Source organism: Enterococcus sp. H57 (genome assembly GCF_003112495.1).
Classification (GTDB): Bacteria; Bacillota; Bacilli; order Lactobacillales; family Enterococcaceae; genus Enterococcus_B; species Enterococcus_B faecium.
In genome coordinates this window covers 38,804-60,961 of the sequence record NZ_BEHC01000032.1, presented here as the reverse complement: position 1 = coordinate 60,961, position 22,158 = coordinate 38,804, and the positions used below count along the sequence as shown (strand labels likewise).

Below are 22,158 nucleotides of genomic sequence, written 5' to 3'. Positions count from 1 at the left end.
CCAAGAAAATCATTGAATTACAGAACACCAATCGAAATATTTTTGAGCTATGTACAAGAAGCATTTTATTCTAGCTTAATTTGACAAATCATATTTTTTTCAGTTTCTTAATCAATGTAAAAAATTCTGTTTTGCGGGATCGATTTTATCATTTTATTGATCAAGATTTTTCCATTTCCAATCCAATACTTCTGGCAGATCAATACCATTTTCACGAATATAGTTTTGATGTTCTTGTAATTTCTGATCCATTTTTTCCGCAAAATCTTCTGCTTGACTTCCTTTGATTTTTAAAGCTGCGTCTTTTGCCAAATGATAACGATCAAGTTCATTTACTACACGCATGTCAAATGGTGTCGTGATATCTCCATTTTCTTTGTAGCCATGAATCATTAAATGATGGTTATGACGATCAAAGAAAATCGTGCGGACCAATGTTTCATAACCGTGGAAAGCAAATAAGATCGGTTTGTCTTTTGTAAAATATTGATCAAATTCTTCATCGCTCAACCCACGCGGATCTTGACTTGGATGACGTAATTTCAATAAATCTACGACATTAATGAACCGAATTTTTAGTTTTGGGAATTCTTCCAGCAGCAAAGTTGCAGCTGCTAATGCTTCTAAGTTAGATTCCGTTCCTGCAGCAGCAATGACCAATTCAGGTTCCTCCTCTTTTGCTGTCGAAGCCCAATCAATGATTTTCAAGCCTTCATTCACTAAGACGGCTGCTTCTTCTGCTGAGTAAAATTGAGCACGCGGATGTTTGGAAGAGATGATCAAATTGATTTTTTCTGACGAGCGGAATGCTTTATCCATGACTGCGAGCAATGTATTTGCATCCGCAGGCAGATATTCACGGATGAACTCCGCCTTCTTTTCTGCCAAATGTGTCAATATTCCTGGATCTTGGTGGCTATATCCATTGTGATCTTGCTGGAAGACTGTTGAGCTTGCAATGAGATTTAGCGAAGGATAATCATTTCGCCAAGAAAGGTCATGTGATTTCCGCATCCATTTGAAGTGCTGAGTCAACATAGAATCAACCACTCGCAAGAATGATTCGTAACTTGCAAAAAAACCATGCCGTCCAGTCAGAACGTACCCTTCTAAGAACCCTTCATCTTGGTGTTCCGATAATTGACTGTCGATGACGCGACCAGATGGCGAAAGCCATTCATCATTTTCTGGTTCGATTTTTTCCATCCATTGGCGATTTGTCGTTTTGAAAACTTGATTCAATCGGTTTGATTTTGTTTCATCTGGTCCAAATATACGAAAATTTTCTGGATTTTTCTCAATGATCTCGCGAACGAATTTACCAAGTTCGGTCATATCTTCTGCTTTAATGGAGCCTGGTTTTTCAAATTGCAAAGTATATTTTTTCCAATCTGGCATAATAAGCGGTTTTGGATCGATTCCACCATTGGTGATAGGATTTTTTGCCATTCTTTGGTCACCAGTAGGCGCGATTTCTCTGATTTCTTCTAAAATACGTCCTTGTGCATCAAATAATTTTTCTGGTTCATAGGATTTCAGCCAACGGAGTAAAGCATCTGCATGATCCATATGTTCTTGATCTACAGGAATCGGTACTTGGTGTGCTCGGAAGGTTCCTTCAATTGGTTCCCCGTCCCATTCTTTTGGACCGGTCCATCCTTTTGGTGTGCGTACGATCAATACTGGCCATTTTGGCATCACGACATCTGTTGCTGTCTTCAGGCGAGCTTCTTTTTGGATGGATTTGATTTTCTCGATTGCTTGATCCATTTTTTCAGCCATAACAGGATTTAATTTTTCTGGATCATTTCCTTCAATAAAGAAAGGTTCCCAGCCAAGTCCGTTAAAGTAATTTGCTAATTCTCCATCTGATTTACGTGCCAAGATCGTTGGGTTGGCTATTTTTGCACCATTTAAATGAAGGATCGGTAAAACAGCTCCATCTATCACTGGATTGATAAAGACATTTGAGAACCAGCTTCCAGCTAAAGGACCGGTTTCTGCTTCACCATCACCAATCACGACAGCAGAGATTACTTCAGGATTGTCTAATACAGCTCCGACTGCATGTGAAAGAGAGTATCCAAGCTCTCCGCCTTCATGGATAGAACCTGGTGTTTCTGGTGCTGCATGAGAAGCAATGCCTCCAGGAAATGAAAATCGTTTGAATAATTTTTGCATTCCTGTCTCATCTTCCGTTACTTCTGGATAGATCTCTGTGTAACTTCCATCTAAATAAGCATTCGATACCATGACTTGTCCACCGTGTCCTGGCCCTTCGATATAAAACATGTTCAAATCATATTTATTGATGACTCGGTTCAAATGGACATAAATAAAATTTTGGCCAGGAATCGTTCCCCAATGACCGATTGGATGTTTTTTGACATCTTCTGGTTTCAGTGTACGTCTCAGTAAGGGGTTATCTTTAAGATAAAGTTGCCCAACAGAAAGATAATTAGCAGCACGCCACCAAGCCGTCATTTTATCAAAGTATTCTTTACTAGAATAATCCATACATAACACTCCTTTTCATTATTACTCTTATTCTAGCGCAGATACTCCCAATTGAAACCTAATAAGCACTTCTGTTCATTTGTTTGGATTTTATATCTAGCCAAATGAACAGGTATAAAAAACCACGAAATTTTTCCTTTCGCTGACGTTTTTTACATTGATCCAAAAAACTTGTCGTTATCACAATGGCTGTTCCGCAGTTCATTTCGCTCCTCATCATGCATAATTTGCTGAATGACGCTAGGCCAGTTAACACATTGTTGGAAAACTGGGGCTGGATCGAGCAATTCCTTTCCTGATTGATCCGTTTTATGTAAAAGTCTCTGTTATCTTTGTCAATATGTGAATTGGTATCCCAGCTACTATGCTAATTTCTACAGGGATTATCCAAAATTTGGATCGTGACGAAATCGAAGCGGCGTAATCGGAAATATCAATAACTTCAACGTGATTTTTCTTTTAACTGTCAACGGACCGACAAACTCAAACTTTTATGGTGCAGGTTCCACTGATCTTCTAGTTACTTGGCTATACCTGACTGTCACTAAAATAGATTACAATCTAGCTTCCGTTATCGGTATCTTGATCTTTATCTATATGCAAAAATTTATATACTACTAGAAAAAAGAAAGTCGAATTTTTTACTTTTCTTTTTCTCTTTTTTGGTTAGCTGACACGCTACCAGACTAAAGTCATGGAACTCTTAGGTAATACGTCTTAATGAAAACAAAAAAATCCCGCAACCCCTGATTTCACAGGATTTGCGGGATTTTTTGATTAGTCTTTGTTCAAGTCGCGAAGCAATTCATCGATATGGTTGCCATAGACAACTGATTCATCAAGTTCAAAGAACAATTCAGGTGTCTTATAAATACTTAGATTGTGCCCTAATTCTCGACGAATCAATCCTGATGCTTTATTCAATCCATCTTGTGCTTTTTTCTTATCTGATGCTAAGTCAGATAAAATGCTGTAATAGATCGTTGCTTGCTGTAAGTCCCCCGTAACTTTCACATCTGTGATCGTTACGTTCTCCACACGAGGGTCACGGACCTTTTTGCGCAAAATATCATTGACTTCTTTTAAGATTTCTTGACCGACTCGGCGATCACGGTAGTTAGCCATAATGATTGGCCTCCTTTTATCAGTTTTTAGTCATTTTTGACTTCTTCCATGATAAATCCTTCAATTACGTCATCTACTTTGATGTCATTGAATTTTTCAATCATTGCACCACATTCATAACCCATTTTGACTTCTTTCACGTCATCTTTGAATCGTTTCAGACTTGCAAGTTGTCCTTCATAGATTACGATTCCGTCACGGATTACACGGACACCGCTATCTCTACGAATATATCCTTCTGTTACATAGGCACCTGCAATCGTACCAACTTTAGAAACTTTGAAGGTTTCACGAACGATCATTTGACCAGTGATTTTTTCTTCAAATTCAGGGTCTAGCATCCCTTTCATCGCAGTTTCGATTTCTTCGATGGCTTTATAGATGATACGGTGAAGACGAATATCGACTTCTTCAGTATCAGCTTGCACTTTTGCCTGCGGTGTAGGACGAACGTTGAAACCGATGATAATAGCGTTGCTGGCTGCTGCTAAGGTTACATCACTTTCATTGATTGCTCCGACAGCTGAATGGACGATTTTTACACGGACACCTTCCACATCAATCTTCTTCAATGATGCAGCCAGTGCTTCTGCTGAACCTTGTACATCTGCTTTGATGATTACGTTAACTTCTTTCAATTCGCCTTCTTTCAGGCTTTCAAATAAGTTGTCCAAAGTCACACGGCTTGTGGCAGCACGGTTTTCCAATAATGCACGTTTTGCGCGTTCTTCACCCGCTGCACGTGCTGTCTTTTCGTCTTCGAAGACTACGAAACGGTCACCTGCTTGAGGTACATCATTCAAGCCAGTGATTTCTACTGGCGTTGCAGGTCCTGCTTCTTTATCGCGACGGCCAAGATCGTTTGTCATTACACGGACACGTCCGTAAGTATTACCGACAACGATTGGGTCACCAACGTGAAGTGTTCCTTCTTGGACAAGTAAGGTTGACACAGGACCTTTACCTTTATCAAGACGTGCTTCGATCACTGTTCCGATTGCGCGTTGTGTTGGATCTGCTTTTAAATCTTCTACTTCTGCGACTAACAGGATCATTTCCAGCAATTCTTCGATGTTTTGGCCGAATTTCGCTGAGATCTCAACAAAAATCGTTTCTCCACCCCATGCTTCAGGAATTAACTCATACTCACTTAATTCTTGCATAACATGCTGAGGATTTGCACCTGGTTTATCAATTTTATTTACAGCGACGATGATTGGAACGCCTGCAGCTTTGGCATGGTTGATTGCTTCAACTGTTTGTGGCATGACGCCATCATCTGCAGCAACAACTAAGATCGTGATATCTGTGATACTTGCTCCACGTGCACGCATACTTGTAAAGGCCGCATGTCCTGGTGTATCCAAGAAAGTGATTGGTTTACCATCAATATCGATCTGGTAGGCACCGATATGCTGTGTGATTCCGCCGGCTTCGCCGCTTGTTACACGTGAATGGCGCAATGTATCCAATAAGGTTGTTTTCCCGTGGTCTACGTGTCCCATAATCGTTACTACTGGCGGACGTGAGACTAATTTATCTGGATCGACTTCTTCTGCCTCGAAGAATTTATCGATATCAGCAATGTCAACTTGGACTTTTTCTTGTGGTTCCATGCCATAATCCGTCGCTAACAGTTCAATCGTATCTTTATCCAGTGCTTGGTTTTGATTGACCATAACACCAAGCATAAATAATTTTTTAATGATTTCTGCTGGCTCACGATGAATTTTTTTCGCAATATCTGCTACGTTCATACCTTCAGTATACTCTAATACATCTGGCAATTCACGGAATTTGCGTGGTGGTACAGCTGGTTTAGTTGATTGTTGCTGTTTGCCTTTTTTACCTTTTTTATTATAACGATTACGGTTATTATTATTAAATTTGCCGCGATTGTTATTGTTTGGTTTGTTGTTATTGTTAGTACGGTTTTGATTGCCGCCTTGGCTCGTTCCTTGACGATTTTGGCTGCTGGTATTTCCCGTATTATTTTGGTTTGTTGTTGGTTTTTTTCCTTGATTCACTTGACCGCTCCCTTGACCGCGATCTTGATAACTGCGGTTATTTTTATTTTTTTGTTGATTGTTCGTTGTTTCTTTTTTACGTTGATCGTTCGGCTGTTGATTGGCTGGTTTTCTGCTTGCTTGTTGTGCAGCTTGTTGTTTCGTGCTTGGGTTTTTGAACGCTTGTTGCAATTTCTTCTCATCACTGCTAGTAATCGCACCCATATGGTTTTTCACATCGATGCCAAGTTGTTGTGCTTTTTCCACGACGTCTTTACTAGATTTTTTGAGTTCTTTTGCTAATTCATAGATTCTTTTGTTGCCCATGCAATCACCTTCCTAACCTTCAATTAGCTCCTTGGTCTTCTTCGCAAATCCGGCATCCATTATTCCGAATACCTTGCGAGGTTTTCCGATCATCTGCGTGATTTCTGCTTCAGAAAATAGCTCAAAGCAAGGAACTTCATAATATGAACTCTTATCTTTTATCTTTTTTCTTGTATTCTCGCTTGCATCGGTTGCCACAAACACCAATTTTGCTTTTTGTTTGCGGATTTCAGCAATGGTCAGTTCTTCACCCGTGATTAGTTTTCCCGCGCGCATCGCTAGACCGATGAGATTCATGGCTTTTTGCCGATTAACTGTATTCATTTTCCAAATAACTCTTTACGTGCTTTTTGGTGAGTGACATAGTCAAGAAGTTCTTGATAAAACTCATCTGTTAATGTTGTTTCGAGTACTCGATCGAGAATTTTTTTATCCCAAGCTTGTTGTACTTCTTCCGGCTCAAGTGAGACATACGCTCCTCGTCCAGGCATTTTTCCAGTTGGATCGATCGATACTTCCCCTTCTTTTGAACGGGTGATTCGGACCATCTCTTTTTTAGGTTTCATTTCACCTGAAACCACGGATTTGCGTAAAGGAATTTTCCTTTGTTTCATCTCTTTGCCTCCTTACTAAAGTTAAGCTTCTGGTTTTTCTTCGACCGTTTCATTGTTGAATGCAATTGTTTCATATTCATCGTCTGTTAAATCTGACTGAACGATTGCTTCATCATGCAGTTCTTCTGCTTCTTTTTGTTGTTCTTGATTTTCATAAAATTCCGTCATGTCAGATTCTGATTTGATATCGATTTTATGGTTAGTCAATTTAGCAGCTAAACGTGCATTTTGTCCGCGTTTACCGATTGCTAGCGATAATTGGTAGTCTGGAACGACAACTGTGCAGGCCTTTGGATTTGTCTCATCGAAGATCACATCCATGACTTGTGCAGGATTCAATGCATTTGCAATGAATACAGCTGGATCTTCATTCCATTCGACGATATCCATGTTTTCGCCTTTTAATTCATTGACGATTGCTTGAACTCGTTGTCCCTTTGGCCCGACACATGTACCGACTGCATCGATATTTGGATCATTTGAGCGAACTGCCACTTTTGAACGATCGCCAGCTTCACGGGCGATGCTGACAATTTCAACGATTCCATCATAGACTTCTGGTACTTCTTGTTCAAATAAGCGACGCAATAGGTCTGGATGGCTGCGGCTAACAAATACTTGCGGACCTTTAGACGTATTTTCTACTCGGGAAACATAAACTTTGATTCGATCATGTGGTTGATAAAATTCATTTGGCATTTGATCTTGTTTAGAAAGAACTGCCTCAATTTTACCAAGATTGACATAAATATAACGTTTATCCTGGCGTTCGACGATTCCTTGCATGATGTCTTTTTCATAAGCACTGAATTCGTTATAAATAATCGTTCTTTCTGCTTCACGTACACGCTGTAAAATAACTTGTTTAGCCGTTTGCGCAGCGATCCGCCCAAAATCTTTTGGTGTTACTTCAAAACGGATCGTATCACCGATCTCATATGCTGGATTGATTAAAAGTGCATCTTTCAATGAGACTTCCAACTGTGAATCCATCACTTCTTCCGTTACTTCTTTTACCGCATAGACATGGATCTTTCCTTTTTTCTGATCAAATTCCACTTCGACGTTTTGTGCTTGGCCATAGTGACGTTTGTATGCAGAAACCAATGCTGCTTCTAAAGCATCGATCACGATTTCTTTTGAGATCCCTTTTTCAGCTTCTAAAGCGTCTAACGCATTTAACATTTCTTTACTCATTTTTTCTGATTCCTCTCCGTGATTAAAATTGGATAGCTAAGCGAGCTTTTGCAATATTTTTTCGGTCAAAAGTCAATTCTTTTTCTCGTGTTTTTATGCGTATTTTCAATGTAAGCTGTTCAGCATCAAATGATTGAAGAAATCCTTCATATTGTTTTTCGCCATCTACTGGTTGGTATAAGGAGACATGGACATAATCACCAAGTGCCTTTTCATAGTCGCTTTCTTTTTTCAATGGCCGCTCTGCTCCCGGGGAGGATACCTCCAGGAAATAAGCTTGAGGTATCGGATCTGGATCTGCTGCATCAAGTTTTTCACTCAGTTTCTCACTGACAAAGGCGCATTCTTCGATATCGATACCGCCTTCTTTGTCAATAAATACTCGTAAGAACCAGCTTTTTCCTTCTTTTACAAATTCGACTTCGACAAGTTCAAAATTTTGTTCATCTAAAATCGGTGTCACCATTTCTATGACTGTTTCAACGACGCTACTCAAAAGTTTCGCCTCCTTAAAAATTAAGTGCGTAATTCCATTAAAAAGAGTGAGCGAAAAATCCGCTCACTCACAGTTAGTATCATTACCTATAAGAACTATACCATACTCTGCTTAAAATTACAAGCAGACAGGAAAACAGATGCTTATAGCATATCGAATAACGATAATTGATTTTCATCTGGTAGATCTTTCAATACGCCATTGTCGTTCATATATTCGATCAATGTTTTTGAAACTTTACCGCGGGTGGCAAGATCTTCTTTGGATAAAAATGGACCGTCTTTTCTTGCTTCAACGATTTGTTTTGCCACGTTGGTTCCCAAACTTGGGACAGCTCTAAATGGTGCGATCAACGTATCACCTTCAATAACAAAGTTAACGGCATCCGATTTATACAAATCAATCATTCCAAATTTGAATCCTCGTTCCAGCATTTCATTGGCTAACTCCAGCACTGTCAGTTGATTCTTTTCTTTTACGGAAGCATCTAATCCTTTGTCCGTGATTTCTTTCATTGCTTGTTTCACAGCATCTTTTCCTTTGCACATGGAGACTAGATCAAAGTCGTCTGCACGTACAGAAAAGTATGCACAGTAATACAAAATAGGGAAATAAACCTTGAAATAAGCGACACGAAGAGCCATCAATACGTAAGCTGCAGCATGGGCTTTCGGAAACATATATTTGATTTTTGAACAAGAATCGATATACCAGTCGGGCACATTATTTTCTTTCATCGCCGATAGATAGGTTTCTCGCAATTCATCAGGGATCTTGTTCCATTGTCCTTTACGAACAGTTTCCATGATTTTAAATGCCATCCCGCTATCTAATCCAGCATGGATCAAATAAACCATAATATCATCACGACAGCCGATTACTTCCGCCAGTGTCGCATCTCCTCGTCGAATCAATTCTTCCGCATTTCCTAACCATACGTCTGTACCATGAGATAGTCCGGAAATTTGCAGTAGTTCTGCAAAAGTTGTAGGATGCGTTTCTTCTAGCATCCCTCGAACAAAACGAGTGCCGAATTCTGGAATACCTAATGTCCCTGTTTTGGAATAAATTTGTTCCTGACTTACTCCAAGTACTTCAGGACCGGCAAATATCCGCATCACTTCCGGGTCATCCGTAGGGATCGTTTGTGGATCGATCCCTGATAAATCTTGAAGCATCCGAATAACAGTTGGGTCATCATGCCCTAGAATATCTAATTTCAATACATTATCGTGAATCGAGTGGAAATCAAAATGAGTCGTTTTCCATTCCGAATTTTGATCGTCTGCTGGATATTGGATCGGCGTAAAATCATAGACATCCATATAATCGGGAATAACGATGATCCCCCCTGGATGCTGGCCGGTTGTCCGTTTGACTCCAGTAGCGCCTTTTGCTAATCTGTCGACTTCTGCACTTCGAAACTGCAGATTATTGTCCCTTTCGTATCCTTTTACATAGCCATATGCTGTTTTGTCGGCGACTGTACCAATCGTTCCGGCACGGTAAACATAGTCTTCGCCAAACAATACTTTCGTATAGTTATGGGCTTCTGCTTGATAATCACCTGAGAAGTTCAAATCAATATCGGGCACTTTGTCTCCATGGAATCCTAAAAATGTCTCAAATGGAATATCATGACCGTCTTTGTTTAAGCGTGCACCACATTTTGGACATTGTTTTTCTGGCATGTCAAATCCAGAACCATACGTACCATCTTCAAAAAACTCGGAATATTGGCACTCTGGACAATAATAATGAGGGGCTAATGGATTAACTTCAGTGATTCCTGTCATCGTCGCAACAAAGCTAGAGCCAACAGAGCCACGTGAACCTACTAGATAGCCATCTTCATTACTTTTATGCACTAGTTTTTGGGCGATCAGATAAATAACCGAGAAGCCATTACCATTAATAGAATTCAACTCTTTTTCTAATCGTTTTTGAATGATCTCAGGTAACGGATCTCCGTACATTTGTTTTGCTTTTGTGTAACTCAATTCTGATATTTCATCTTCTGAACCTGGAATCTTCGGTGTATAAAGTTCATCTTTGACTGGAATCACTTCTTCGCAGATATCTGCGATTTTATTCGTATTTTCTACTACGATCTCTTTCGCTGTTTCTTCCCCTAAAAAGTGAAATGCAGTTAGCATCTCATCGGTTGTTCGGAAATGGACATCCGGCAAACTATGACGATTCAACGGATTCGCTCCGCCCATAGAATTGATCAAAATTTTTCGATAAATGGCATCTTCTTCGTTCAGATAATGTACATTACCTGTTGCAACAACGATTTTATCCAAACTTTTTCCGATTTCTACCAAATTTTGGATAATTTCTTCCAAATCATGTTCATTTTTTACCAATTCTTGCTCGATCAAAGGCGCATAGACCGCTTTTGGCATAACTTCAATATAATCGTAGAATTTTGCTCGGTTTCTTGCCTCTTCTACCCCTTTTTGCATCATGGCTTCGAATATTTCTCCCTTATCACAAGCTGAGCCGATCAATAGATTTTCACGCATCTTTTTCAATTGGGAGCGTGGTATTCGTGGGACGCGTTCGAAGTATTCGACATTCGACATTGAAATCAGTTTGAACAAATCTTTCAGTCCCGCCTGATTTTTTGCTAAAATCGTTACATGGAAAGGTCGAGCCCTTTTGTAAGAATCTCCTTCTCCGATATGCTCATTTAGCTGATCATGATAAAGCATGTTATGATTGTCCATTGCCTCTTTCACAAAGATCCATGCTAAGTGACCAGTTGCTTCAGCATCATAGATTGCTCGGTGATGCTGTTCCAAGCTGACACCAAACTTTTTAGATAACACACCTAATCCGAAACGTTTGAATTGAGGATACAGATATCTAGCTAATTCCAACGTATCAATGACTGGATTGGCCGCTTCAGGAATACCATACCTTGCGTAGCTAGTATTCAAGAACCCCATATCAAAAGCCGCGTTGTGGGCTACCAAAATTGTATCTTTTGAAAATTCAAGGAACATCCGCAATACTTCTTCTTCCGACTTTGACCCTCGAACCATTTCATCCGTGATACCAGTCAGATCTACCGTTGTTCGTGACAAGGGATGTCCTGGATCGATAAATTCATCAAAGCTTTCGATTACATTTCCTTTATACATTTTGACTGCGGCTAGCTCGATGATCGTGTCATATACTGCAGACAATCCTGTCGTTTCCACGTCAAATACGACATATGTGGCTTCACTCAATGCTTCATGTGCATCATTATAAGCAATTGGGACACCATCATCTACGACATTCGCTTCCACGCCGTATAAGATTTTCACACCTGCTTTTTTTCCAGCACTATGTGCTTCCGGAAAGGCTTGCGCACCACCGTGGTCTGTAATGGCGATAGCTCGGTGCCCCCATTTCCCTGCTTGTGCCACAAGATCAGAGATGCTGTTTGTTGCATCCATCGTACTCATATTGCTATGAACATGAAGCTCTACTCGTTTTTCCCCTTCAGGAGCATAATCTTTGCGAGGTGTATGTTTGACTTCTATGATATCTTGCGCATTCATGACCAAATCACGGACAAACGTATCTTCTTGAATACTTCCTCGTACCTTTAACCAGCTACCGACACTGATCGCATCAAATACTTGTTCATCTTTTTCGCCGTTCGAGAATTTTTTGACGATAAATGATGAAGTATAATCTGTGATTTTCAAAGTCAAGATCTTGCGTTTTGAACGTAGTTCTCTGACTTCTTTGTCGAATACGTACCCCTCAAGTGTGACTCTTCGTTCTTCTTCAACGATACTGATCATTGGTGTCGTTGGTTCATCGGCTGGAATATTTCGTCCTAGCTGGATGGGTCCTTCAAGAGCTGGCGATTGCTCTTTTCTTTCCTTTTTCTTTTGTTCGTGGACAACTAGACTTTCAGCTGCTTGCTTCATAAAGGCTTCTGCCTGTTCTTGTTTGCGTTCTTCAAAAAGTTTCAATACTCGTTCCGCTTGCTGCTCATCCACTTCTGGTTCGATACGAAATTTTGGGAATCCGTAACTGACGAACAACTCTTCTACTAATGGCAAGTATTGTTGCTTCAAATAAGAAATAGCTCCTGTACTGTCGATTGGCAAGATGACTTTACGATCTTTTATCACAGGTACCTGCGTTTTCAATACTTGCTGTGCTAGTGGTGTATCGCATTGCTGATTTTCCAAAGCTTGGACCCAGTAATCTTGCAAGAGCTGTTCATCGAATGTCTGGTCATCTGCTAAGATATTCAGTTTGACTTGTGCAATATCTTTAAAAGCGATAGTCAGATGCTGAGTTAATGACCGATATAGCATAATAGGCAAAATTTTGGAAAAATGCAGCGTAAATTCCCATAAACGCGATTTACGATGGACCACTACACTATCCATTTCACCAGCAGTAAGCAGTGGATGATTTCTTTCTGCTTCCTCTAATTGGATTTGTTCCAACAGTTTTTCAAATAAATCTCGTTTTTCTGACAAAGATATACGCCCTTTCTGATGAGAAACAATGCAATTGATCGCATCTTATCCTCTTCTTTTTCAGTACCTTTTAGTATACTCGTTTTTTCTGAGTTTTACATTAAAAAATTGGAACTGCGATTTGAATCGCAGTTCCAATTTTAAAAGCGAATCATCAGATTGTCAAAAACATCTGATTCAGCTATTTTTATTTTCTGTGTTTTAACGCTTATTATTCGCCTTGGTTCAAGAGGATTGGTAAAGTATTCGCCAATTCTTCTTTACGTACTTCAACCATTTCGCCAGTTTTCTTGATTTTTACTTCTACGATTCCATCCACTGCTTTTTTACCGACAGTGATTCTGATTGGACAGCCAATCAAATCAGAATCCGCGAATTTCACTCCTGCGCGTTCATTTCTGTCATCAACCAGTACTTCATAGCCAGCTTTTGTCATCGCTTCTTCTAGTTCATTCGTCAGGCTTGTTTGGTATTCGTCTTTTAGATTCATTTGGACGATATGCAAATCAAATGGCGCAATTCCTTTTGGCCAGTTGATTCCTTGTTCATCTGAATGTTGTTCTACGATTGCTGATAATAAACGACTTACACCGATACCATAACAGCCCATAATCACAAATTTTTCTCGTCCATTTTCGTCTAGTACAGTTGCTCCCATAGATTCACTGTAACGAGTGCCGATTTTGAAGATATGTCCGATTTCGATTCCTCGAGTAAAGGCAAGAACACCGTTGTTGTCTGGTGAAGGATCTCCTTCTTGTACAAAACGAAGATCTTCATAAGAAAGTACAGTGAAATCGCGTTCTGGATTCACATTTTTATAGTGGAATCCTGTTTCGTTCGCTCCAGTAATGGCATTCGCTAAATCTTGGACATAACGGTCTGCATATACTTTTACGTCATCTGAAACACCGACTGGTCCGACAGAACCAAACTCAGCACCTAGATATTTTTGTGCTTCTTCTTCTGTTGCTTCTTCTAAAAAGTCAGCAGATAGATAGTTTTTCAGTTTTACGTCATTGACTTCATGGTCTCCGCGTACCAAAACAAGGACAGGTTGTTCATCCGCAATGAACAATACAGACTTGATGATTTTTTGAGGTTCAACAGAAAAGAAATCTGCTACTTCGTCAATTGATTTTACGTTAGGTGTAGCTACTTTCTCCAATTCAAGCTGTGTTTCATGCGATTTTTTTGATACATAGTAGCTTGTAGCCATCTCCAAGTTTGCAGCATAATCACTTTCAGTCGAATAACAGATCGTATCCTCCCCGATTTCTGAGATCGCCATGAATTCCTTTGAGTCTTTCCCGCCCATTGCGCCGCCGTCTCCGATGATCGAGCGAAATTCTAAGCCACAACGCTTGAATACTTCGGTATAGGCTTTTTCGTAATCTTTATATGTCTCGTCCAAACTTTCTTCCGTTGCATGGAAAGAATATGCATCTTTCATGATAAACTCTCTTCCGCGAAGCAAACCGAAGCGAGGTCGTTTTTCGTCACGATATTTAGGTTGGATTTGATAAAGATTTAAAGGTAATTTCTTATATGAATTGATTTCATTACGCATCAAATCAGTAAAAGTTTCTTCGTGAGTTGGTCCAAGGATCATTTTTCGATCATTGCGGTCTTTGAAACGATACAAGTTTGGTCCATATGTTTCGTAACGCCCGGATTCTTCCCAAAGTTCTGCTGGCAAGATGGCAGGCATCAGCATTTCTACCGCTCCGATTTTTTCAAATTCTTCCCGCATAATGCGTTTCAGTTTTTCCAATACACGATTTGCTAATGGCAGATATGAATAAATACCCGCTGATACTTGGCGGATATATCCAGCTCTTAGCAAGATTTGATGGCTTAATACTTCTGCATCATTTGGAACTTCGCGTAATGTTGGAATCAATATTTTTGATTGTCTCATTCTATATACTCCTTTATTTCCTCAAAATAGTTATCGTTTGTTATTATACCCTATTTGTCAACTTTTTCTAGAAAAAGAATCGTTGAATATCGTTCCATGTAACTAGCACCATCAACAACATTAAAAATCCAAAGCCAGCTAATGTCAATATTCCTTCTTTTTCTTGACTTAATGGTTTCCCGCGAATCCCTTCAAAAATATTCAAGACTAATTTCCCGCCATCTAAGGCAGGAATCGGAAGCAGATTGACGATTCCGAGATTCATTGAAAGAAGCGCCATCAAACTAATAACAGTTGTTACACCTTGATTTGCTGCTTCTGAAGACAATTGGTACATCATGACAGGTCCGCCTAATTTATCTAAACTGAAACCTGTAAATAGTGATCCTAAGGCTTTGAAAATTTCCAATGAACCGCTGAAAGCTTGACGCGTCCCTCCAATGATCTTATCCATAAAACCTGTATTCATTGGGGCTTTTATACCAAGTTGGCCAACTTTTTCGCCATTTGACTCTACAGATTTCGGTGTCACGTCGACAGATTGCACCTGACCTTCTCGTTCGATCTTAAAGTCTAATGTTTTACCTGGATTTTTCGTAATGACTGTTGTCAGATCATTCCATGAATGGATTTCTTTTCCGTCCACACTGACTACCTCATCATTTTCTTTTAAGCCTGCTTCTGCCGCAGCTCCATTAGGCATGATCTCTCCTACGCGATTAGTGTTCGTCACTTGAACACCACCTTGCATAAATGCCAGAATGATGAATAACAGGATTGCCAAAATAAAGTTATTCATGGGTCCAGCAAAGTTGGTCAGCATACGCTGCCACAATTTAGCCGATTGGAACTGTACGTCTTTTGGCGCAATTCTGATTTCTGTTCCGTCGTTTTCAATAATCGTCGCATCGTGATCAACAGGGTAGGTTACTACTTCTGTTTCGTCTCCATTCACATAACCAGTGATAGTCAGCTCATCTTCTAAATCATAACGGCTCAATTCCATCGGGATAGCATTTGTCAATTGGATTTTCTTACTTAAATTTATCTTCTCTACGATGCCGTCAGAATTTAGTAAAAGAGAAAGAGGCATTCCTGGTGCCATTTCTGTTTCATCATCCCCATTGCCTGCCATTCGAACATAACCGCCAATAGGTAATAGGCGAAGCGTATATGTTGTCCCGTCTTTTGCTTGATGCCCATAAATTTTCGGACCCATACCGATAGCAAATTCGCGAACGAGGATTCCTGATCGTTTCGCAAAGAAGAAATGACCAAACTCATGAACAATCACTAATATACCAAAAACGATGATAAATGTCAGAATCGTTTTCATAGCTTTTTTCTCCTTTACTTGTTTTTTGTGTTTTTTATAAAACAACGATAAAACACTATAATTTTACCATAGTATACCAAAGACACCAATAGTATCAATATAATGAAAAATAAAAACCTGCGTCTTTTATGAAATTCACAAAGAAACGCAGGTATACTTACTAAATAATGCCAAATAAATGCATGATAGGAAATACAAACAGCAAACTGTCGAAACGGTCTAAGATTCCACCATGGCCTGGTAAGATATTTCCCGAGTCTTTCACATCATAATGACGTTTGATTGCAGATTCGACCAAATCACCAAATTGTCCGACTGCTGAAAAAATAATCGTCATCAGAAGCATGACAAACATACCATGATTAAATAGTTCTTTTGCTGGGTATAGCAATAAATAAAGAAATGCGACTACAACAGCACTACCAATACCACCGAGCGCACCTTCAATCGTTTTGTTGGGCGAAATATCAGGACTTAACTTATGCTGACCATAACGTCGACCAACCATATATGCTCCGATATCAGTTGCCCAAACAATAAATAGACCAAATATCAAAACAGCCAAGCTTTCTGTTCGTGCATTGACAAAATTCTGGAAACCTATTCCCACATACAAGCTGACAAGCACAGGAAAACCTGCTTCATCAATCGTATACGTATTTTTAGAAATAACTGATGTTCCTAAAAGAATCATAACTATAAGATAAAATAACATAAATGTACTTACATTCTCTGGAAGAAAGAAAAACCATCTTTCTTTTGGCAAAACAAGTAACACTGCACCAACGGCGGATAAAACTCCTTCAAAACTTAAGAGTGTCAATCCTTTCATCCGAAACAGCTCGTAAACTCCTATTACCGCTAAGATTGCTGCTGTAAGCTCAACCGCTATGCCTCCGATCCATATAATCGGAATAAACAAGACTAGCGCCACGGCTGCTGTGACCACACGTTGTTTCATGACTGATCCCCTTTCTCATCTTCTGTTTTTTTTACACCGCCGAATCGACGGTCTCGATTTTGATAAGAGGCGATTGCTTCTTCAAGATGCGCACCATCAAAATCAGGCCAAAGCGCTTTTGTAAAATACAGCTCACTATATGCGATCTGCCATAACAGAAAATTACTAATTCGCTCTTCTCCACTTGTACGGATCATCAGCTCAGGATCTTGTAACTCTTTAGGCAAGAAACCTGTCATTAAATGCTTAGCAATCAATTCATCATCGATTTCTTCTGCGTGTATTTCTCCTTTTGCTACTTCTTCGGCAATTTCTTGGACAGCAGTCACGATCTCTGCTCTGCTTCCATAATTCAAAGCAAAATTCAATACCATTCCAGTATTGTTTTTTGTTTGCTCAATTGCACGTCTTACAGCATCTTGCGTATGTTCTGGCAATACGTTTTCATAACCCATGACATGAACTTTGACATTTTCTTTAATCAATTCTGGTACGAACGTATCAAAGAAGTCGACAGGTAGTTGCATGAGAAAACTTACTTCATCTTTTGGTCGCTTCCAGTTTTCAGTCGAAAAGGCATAAAGCGTCAACACTTTCACTCCAAGCCTTGATGCTTTTTTTGTGACTTTCTTTACTGTTTCCATGCCTTCTTTATGGCCAGCAACTCGTGGCAAACGACGGTTTTGCGCCCAACGACCATTGCCGTCCATGATGATGGCAATGTGCTGAGGAATTGGTCCATCGGTATTAAATTGAAATTCGCTTTTTTCTTGAATATATTTGTTTTTTTGCGGAAAAAAACGTAACATTCTTTTTCCTCCTATACTTAAAAGATTCCCACTATCTTAAGTATTATAGCAATATCTAACTGTTTTTCCTATGAAATCATTGTTTTTTTATTTAAAAACTGAATAATTTTTTCTTTTTTTAATTTTTAAATAAAAGAAATATAAATAAAAACAGAGGAAGCGGAATGATCCGCCCCTCTGTTTTTATGATTTTATTAAACTTCCAATAATTCTTTTTCTTTATCAGCAGCGATCTTATCTACTTCTTTGATGCTGTTATCTGTCAATGTTTGTACGTCTTTTTCTAATCCGCGCAAATCATCTTCGGTAATATCACCATTTTTTTGTTGTTTTTTATATTCATCGATCGCATCACGACGGATGTTACGAATCGCGATTTTTGCATTTTCTGCTTCTTTTTTAACATCTTTAGCTAATTCTTTTCTGCGTTCTTCTGTCAGTTGCGGGATAACTAAGCGAATGACATTTCCATCATTGGTTGGACTGATTCCGATATCACTTGCCATAATAGCTTTTTCAACATCTTGAAGAATGCTCTTGTCAAAAGGTGTGATCATTAAAACACGTGCTTCTGGAATTTGGATTGATGCCATTTGGTTCAATGGTGTTGGCGCACCGTAGTAGTTCACAGTAATACGGTCCAAAAGGCTAGCGTTCGCACGGCCTGCGCGGATTTGCCCAAGTTCACGTTGAAGATTTTGTGCTGCTTTTTTCATTTTTTCTTTTGCTTCTGTCATAATTGCATCTGCCATTTTTATTTCCCCCTTACAGTTGTTCCGATATTTTCGCCTAAGATTGCACGGCGAATATTTCCGTGTTCATTTAAATTGAAGACAAGCAGTGGAATATCATTATCCATGCTTAGTGAACTTGCAGTTGAATCCATGACTTGTAATCCTTTGGCAATAACTTCCAGATGAGTCAGTTCTTCAAATTTTACTGCATTTGCATCTACTTTCGGATCAGCAGAATAAACACCGTCTACATTGTTTTTAGCCATCAGGATAACATCTGCGCCGATTTCTGCCGCGCGTAATGCTGCTGTTGTGTCTGTCGAGAAGTACGGGTTGCCGGTACCGCCTGCAAAGATAACGATCCGTCCTTTTTCTAAATGACGTTCTGCTTTACGGCGAATATATGGCTCTGCGATTTGACGCATTTCAATCGAAGTTTGCACGCGTGTCGGTACACCCACGTTTTCCAACGTATCCTGTAAAGCTAAGGCATTCATAACTGTAGCTAACATACCCATGTAATCAGCTTGAGCACGTTCCATGCCCATTTGTGCTCCGATTTGTCCGCGCCAGATATTTCCGCCGCCCACAACGATTGCCATTTCAACGCCCAGCTCGTGAACTTCTTTGATTTCTTGGATGATTTCTTTGATTACTGGTGGTTTGATTCCAAATCCTGCGTCCCCAGCTAAAGCTTCTCCACTCAATTTTAAGACTACACGCTGATATTTCGGTGTGACCATGTTCATTCCTCCAATATTTTCTATTGCCATTTTACCATACTTAGATGATTTCGACACTCTAAGACTGGTTTTTCTTGTTTTGCTTAAAAAAAGGGAGCGCACAAACCGTGCGTTCCCGTCTGTTATTTAACAGAATTATTTTTTCACTTGGCTCATAACTTCTTCTACAAAGTTATCTTCGCGTTTTTCGATACCTTCGCCAACTTCGAAACGTACGAATGTTTTAACAGTTGCGCCTTTTGATGCAACGTATTTTTCAACAGTCATATCAGGATCTTTAACGAATGGTTGGTCCACCAAAGCGATTTCTGCTTTGAATTTCTTCAAGCGTCCTTCTACCATTTTTTCAACGATATTCGCTGGTTTGCCTTCGTTCAATGCTTGTTCTGTAAGAACAGTTTTTTCATGTTCTAATTCAGCTTCTGGAATTTGTGATTCGTTTACATAACGAGGATTGATAGCTGCTACGTGCATAGCTACGTCTCTTGCAACTGTTTCGTCAGTTGTTCCATCTAGAACAGTCAATACGGCAATACGTCCGCCCATATGCAAGTATCCACCAAATGCAGCATTGTCGTCTTTTTCTACAACTTCAAAGCGACGGAAGCTGATTTTTTCTCCGATAACTTGAGTTGCTTCGATCAAGTCAGATTCAATTGTACCTTTATCTGTTTTGATTTTCATTGCAGCTTCCATGTCTGCTGGTTTGTTTTCAGCAACAAGTTCTGCAATTTCTTTTACTAAATCTTGGAACATTTCGTTTTTAGAAACAAAGTCTGTTTCTGAGTTTACTTCAACGATTGCTGCAGTGTTACCTTTCACAGCAACTGAAGCCAATCCTTCAGCTGCAATGCGGTCATTTTTCTTCGCAGCCTTTGCCATTCCTTTTTCACGTAAAAGATCAACTGCTTTTTCCATGTCGCCTTCTACTTCAACTAATGCTTTTTTCGCATCCATCATTCCTACGCCAGTCATTTCGCGTAGTTCTTTTACCATTTTAGCTGTAACGTCTGCCATGTTTAACTCCTCCTGTGTGTTTTTCTTTTTAAAAAAAGCTGCTTCAAAGGAGAGTGAGGCTTGTCGCCCAGCCTTTGAAACAGCTCCATCATTCAAAATTATTCTGCTGAAGAATTGTCGCCTTCAACAACATCTACGATTTCTTCGATTGATGTTGCTGTGTTTTCTTCTGTGAAATCTTCTTCAACTACTTGATCTTCACCTTGGTTTCCTTCGATGAAAGCATCAGCCATTTTTGAAGTAATCAATTTAACGGCACGAATTGCATCGTCGTTTGAAGGGATTACTACGTCGATTTCATCTGGATCGCAGTTTGTATCAACCATAGCTACGATTGGGATATTTAATTTGTGTGCTTCTTGAACAGCAATACGTTCTTTACGTGGGTCAACGATGTACATTACATCTGGGATTCTTGGCATATCAGCGATACCGCCTAAGAATTTTTCAAGACGTTCACGTTCTTTGTTCAAACCAGCAACTTCTTTTTTAGGTAGAACTTCAAAAGTTCCATCTTCTTCCATTGCATTGATTTGTTTCAAACGGCTGATACGTTTTTGGATAGTATCCCAGTTTGTCAATGTTCCGCCTAACCAACGATGGTTAACGAAGTATTGTCCTGCACGAGTTGCTTCTTCTTTGATTGCTTCTTGTGCTTGTTTTTTTGTACCTACGAATAATGCTACGCCGCCTTCTTCAGCAACGCTCTTCATGTAATCATAAGCTGCATCTACTAATTTAACTGTTTTTTGCAAGTCAATGATGTAGATTCCGTTTCTTTCTGTGAAGATATATTTCTTCATTTTTGGATTCCAGCGACGAGTTTGGTGACCAAAGTGTACGCCGGCTTCTAGTAATTGTTTCATAGAAATTACTGCCATGTTTGTTTCCTCCGATTTGGTTTTATTTTTCCTCTTCTTATCTTCTACCTTGCCGGCAAACTTTTTCAAGCACCTACCGACAATCCAATAAGAATGTGGATTTGCTGATGCATAAAGCACCCTCAGCTATTATACAGACAAAAGATCCGTATCGCAAGAGCAAATATACTTTTCTGCTCAACATTCAATAGTTTACCTGAAAGATAAAAAGAATTCAAGAAAAACAGTAGATTTCTCTTTGTTTCTTTATTATCCTTTTTCCATAAAATAATTTTAGGTATAAAAGACGAATATTATTGGGCAATCCTTCTTTTTTTTGTTATGATACATGTGAAATCTTTCGTAAAGGAGAAAGAAAATGCGCAAAGCTCAAAGACATTTGCTGATTAAACAAGTCATTGAAGAATTCCCGATCCGTACGCAAGAAGAACTATTAAACAAACTTGGGCATTATGGCGTTACCGCCACGCAGGCAACGATTTCTCGAGATATCCGTGATCTAAAAATCGTGAAGGCACCTGATGAAAATGGCGTTTCCCGCTTCGTATTGTTTCGCGAAAAAGGAACTCCTGAGACTAGGACTGAGGAAGAGGATCGGCTGGTTCAAATGATTGAAGACATTGTATTGAAAGTCGAACGAGTCCACTTTTTGACGATCGTCAATACCTTGCCAGACAATGCTCATTTATTTGCATCTGTTTTAGATGAGATCAAACCTCCCTCTATTGTCAGTACAATTGCTGGATTCGATACGATCATGGTCATCTCGGAAAATGAGGAGGACGCAAAACGAGTAGAAGAATTTCTTCACCATCCAACTGAAGTATCACTTTTTTAATCAGAGCACGTATTCCTAATATGGAATGCGTGTTTTTTTATTTTCAATATTTTCCTTATTAAATAAACCTTTACACTCTTTACAAAAATACATCATTTTTTATTCAAATTTTTCAACACCTTGATTGAATCACAATAATC

General features: G+C 39.4%; 17 protein-coding genes and 1 pseudogene. 2 read left to right on the top strand and 16 right to left on the bottom strand.

Features of this window, described 5'->3' with window-relative positions; translation table 11 throughout:
- Positions 1-153: 153 nt before the first annotated feature.
- Positions 154-2,517, bottom strand: a complete 2,364-nt coding sequence (locus tag DIZ30_RS07550; RefSeq protein WP_002326918.1) for a phosphoketolase — start codon at positions 2,515-2,517, stop codon at positions 154-156.
- A 164-nt stretch (positions 2,518-2,681) separates the two neighbouring features.
- Here DIZ30_RS07550 and DIZ30_RS13680 point away from each other — a divergent pair.
- Positions 2,682-3,138, top strand: a pseudogene (locus tag DIZ30_RS13680) (sugar ABC transporter permease); the annotation flags it as partial.
- Positions 3,139-3,294: 156 nt separating this feature from the next.
- Here the strand turns inward: DIZ30_RS13680 and rbfA are convergent.
- From rbfA to rpsB, 15 genes are all read right to left on the bottom strand, one after another.
- Positions 3,295-3,642: a 30S ribosome-binding factor RbfA gene (gene rbfA, locus DIZ30_RS07540; RefSeq protein ID WP_002294142.1), complete on the bottom strand. Its 348-nt coding sequence runs from the start codon at positions 3,640-3,642 to the stop codon at positions 3,295-3,297.
- Between the two features lie 26 nt (positions 3,643-3,668).
- The gene (gene infB, locus DIZ30_RS07535) at positions 3,669-5,975 is read right to left on the bottom strand and encodes a translation initiation factor IF-2 (RefSeq protein ID WP_002294141.1); all 2,307 of its coding nucleotides are present in this window, start codon (positions 5,973-5,975) and stop codon (positions 3,669-3,671) included.
- A gap of 12 nt (positions 5,976-5,987) precedes the next feature.
- Entirely contained in the window at positions 5,988-6,299 is a 312-nt protein-coding gene (locus DIZ30_RS07530; RefSeq protein WP_002288509.1) for a YlxQ-related RNA-binding protein, read from the bottom strand.
- Positions 6,296-6,589 (bottom strand): RNase P modulator RnpM, encoded by a 294-nt coding sequence (gene rnpM / locus DIZ30_RS07525; protein WP_002288501.1) that lies wholly within the window; start codon positions 6,587-6,589, stop codon positions 6,296-6,298. Before rnpM ends, DIZ30_RS07530 begins: the two co-directional genes overlap by 4 nt.
- Positions 6,590-6,610: 21 nt before the next feature.
- Positions 6,611-7,786, bottom strand: a complete 1,176-nt coding sequence (gene nusA / locus DIZ30_RS07520) for a transcription termination factor NusA (protein ID WP_002319370.1) — start codon at positions 7,784-7,786, stop codon at positions 6,611-6,613.
- A gap of 22 nt (positions 7,787-7,808) precedes the next feature.
- Positions 7,809-8,282: a ribosome maturation factor RimP gene (rimP, locus tag DIZ30_RS07515; protein WP_002326917.1), complete on the bottom strand. Its 474-nt coding sequence runs from the start codon at positions 8,280-8,282 to the stop codon at positions 7,809-7,811.
- Positions 8,283-8,425: 143 nt separating this feature from the next.
- Complete coding sequence (locus DIZ30_RS07510; protein ID WP_109023167.1) at positions 8,426-12,778, bottom strand: PolC-type DNA polymerase III; 4,353 nt, start codon at positions 12,776-12,778, stop codon at positions 8,426-8,428.
- A gap of 211 nt (positions 12,779-12,989) precedes the next feature.
- A complete protein-coding gene (locus DIZ30_RS07505; RefSeq protein WP_002319368.1) occupies positions 12,990-14,699 on the bottom strand; it encodes a proline--tRNA ligase in 1,710 nt (569 codons plus the stop codon).
- A 67-nt stretch (positions 14,700-14,766) separates the two neighbouring features.
- A complete protein-coding gene (gene rseP / locus DIZ30_RS07500) occupies positions 14,767-16,035 on the bottom strand; it encodes an RIP metalloprotease RseP (protein WP_002326916.1) in 1,269 nt (422 codons plus the stop codon).
- A 160-nt stretch (positions 16,036-16,195) separates the two neighbouring features.
- The gene (locus DIZ30_RS07495) at positions 16,196-16,996 is read right to left on the bottom strand and encodes a phosphatidate cytidylyltransferase (protein ID WP_002296531.1); all 801 of its coding nucleotides are present in this window, start codon (positions 16,994-16,996) and stop codon (positions 16,196-16,198) included.
- Positions 16,993-17,805: an isoprenyl transferase gene (locus DIZ30_RS07490; RefSeq protein WP_002294134.1), complete on the bottom strand. Its 813-nt coding sequence runs from the start codon at positions 17,803-17,805 to the stop codon at positions 16,993-16,995. Before DIZ30_RS07490 ends, DIZ30_RS07495 begins: the two co-directional genes overlap by 4 nt.
- A 194-nt stretch (positions 17,806-17,999) precedes the next feature.
- On the bottom strand, positions 18,000-18,557 hold the full coding sequence (gene frr, locus DIZ30_RS07485; RefSeq protein ID WP_002293875.1) for a ribosome recycling factor: 558 nt from the start codon (positions 18,555-18,557) through the stop codon (positions 18,000-18,002).
- Between the two features lie 2 nt (positions 18,558-18,559).
- Positions 18,560-19,282, bottom strand: a complete 723-nt coding sequence (pyrH, locus tag DIZ30_RS07480) for a UMP kinase (protein ID WP_002293877.1) — start codon at positions 19,280-19,282, stop codon at positions 18,560-18,562.
- A gap of 135 nt (positions 19,283-19,417) precedes the next feature.
- Complete coding sequence (gene tsf / locus DIZ30_RS07475) at positions 19,418-20,299, bottom strand: translation elongation factor Ts (protein WP_002293878.1); 882 nt, start codon at positions 20,297-20,299, stop codon at positions 19,418-19,420.
- A 98-nt stretch (positions 20,300-20,397) separates the two neighbouring features.
- Positions 20,398-21,180, bottom strand: a complete 783-nt coding sequence (rpsB, locus tag DIZ30_RS07470; RefSeq protein WP_002293880.1) for a 30S ribosomal protein S2 — start codon at positions 21,178-21,180, stop codon at positions 20,398-20,400.
- A 358-nt stretch (positions 21,181-21,538) separates the two neighbouring features.
- On the opposite strand from rpsB, the gene DIZ30_RS07465 reads away from it, so the two are divergent.
- Positions 21,539-22,018, top strand: a complete 480-nt coding sequence (locus DIZ30_RS07465; RefSeq protein ID WP_002293881.1) for an arginine repressor — start codon at positions 21,539-21,541, stop codon at positions 22,016-22,018.
- Positions 22,019-22,158 lie beyond the last annotated feature (140 nt).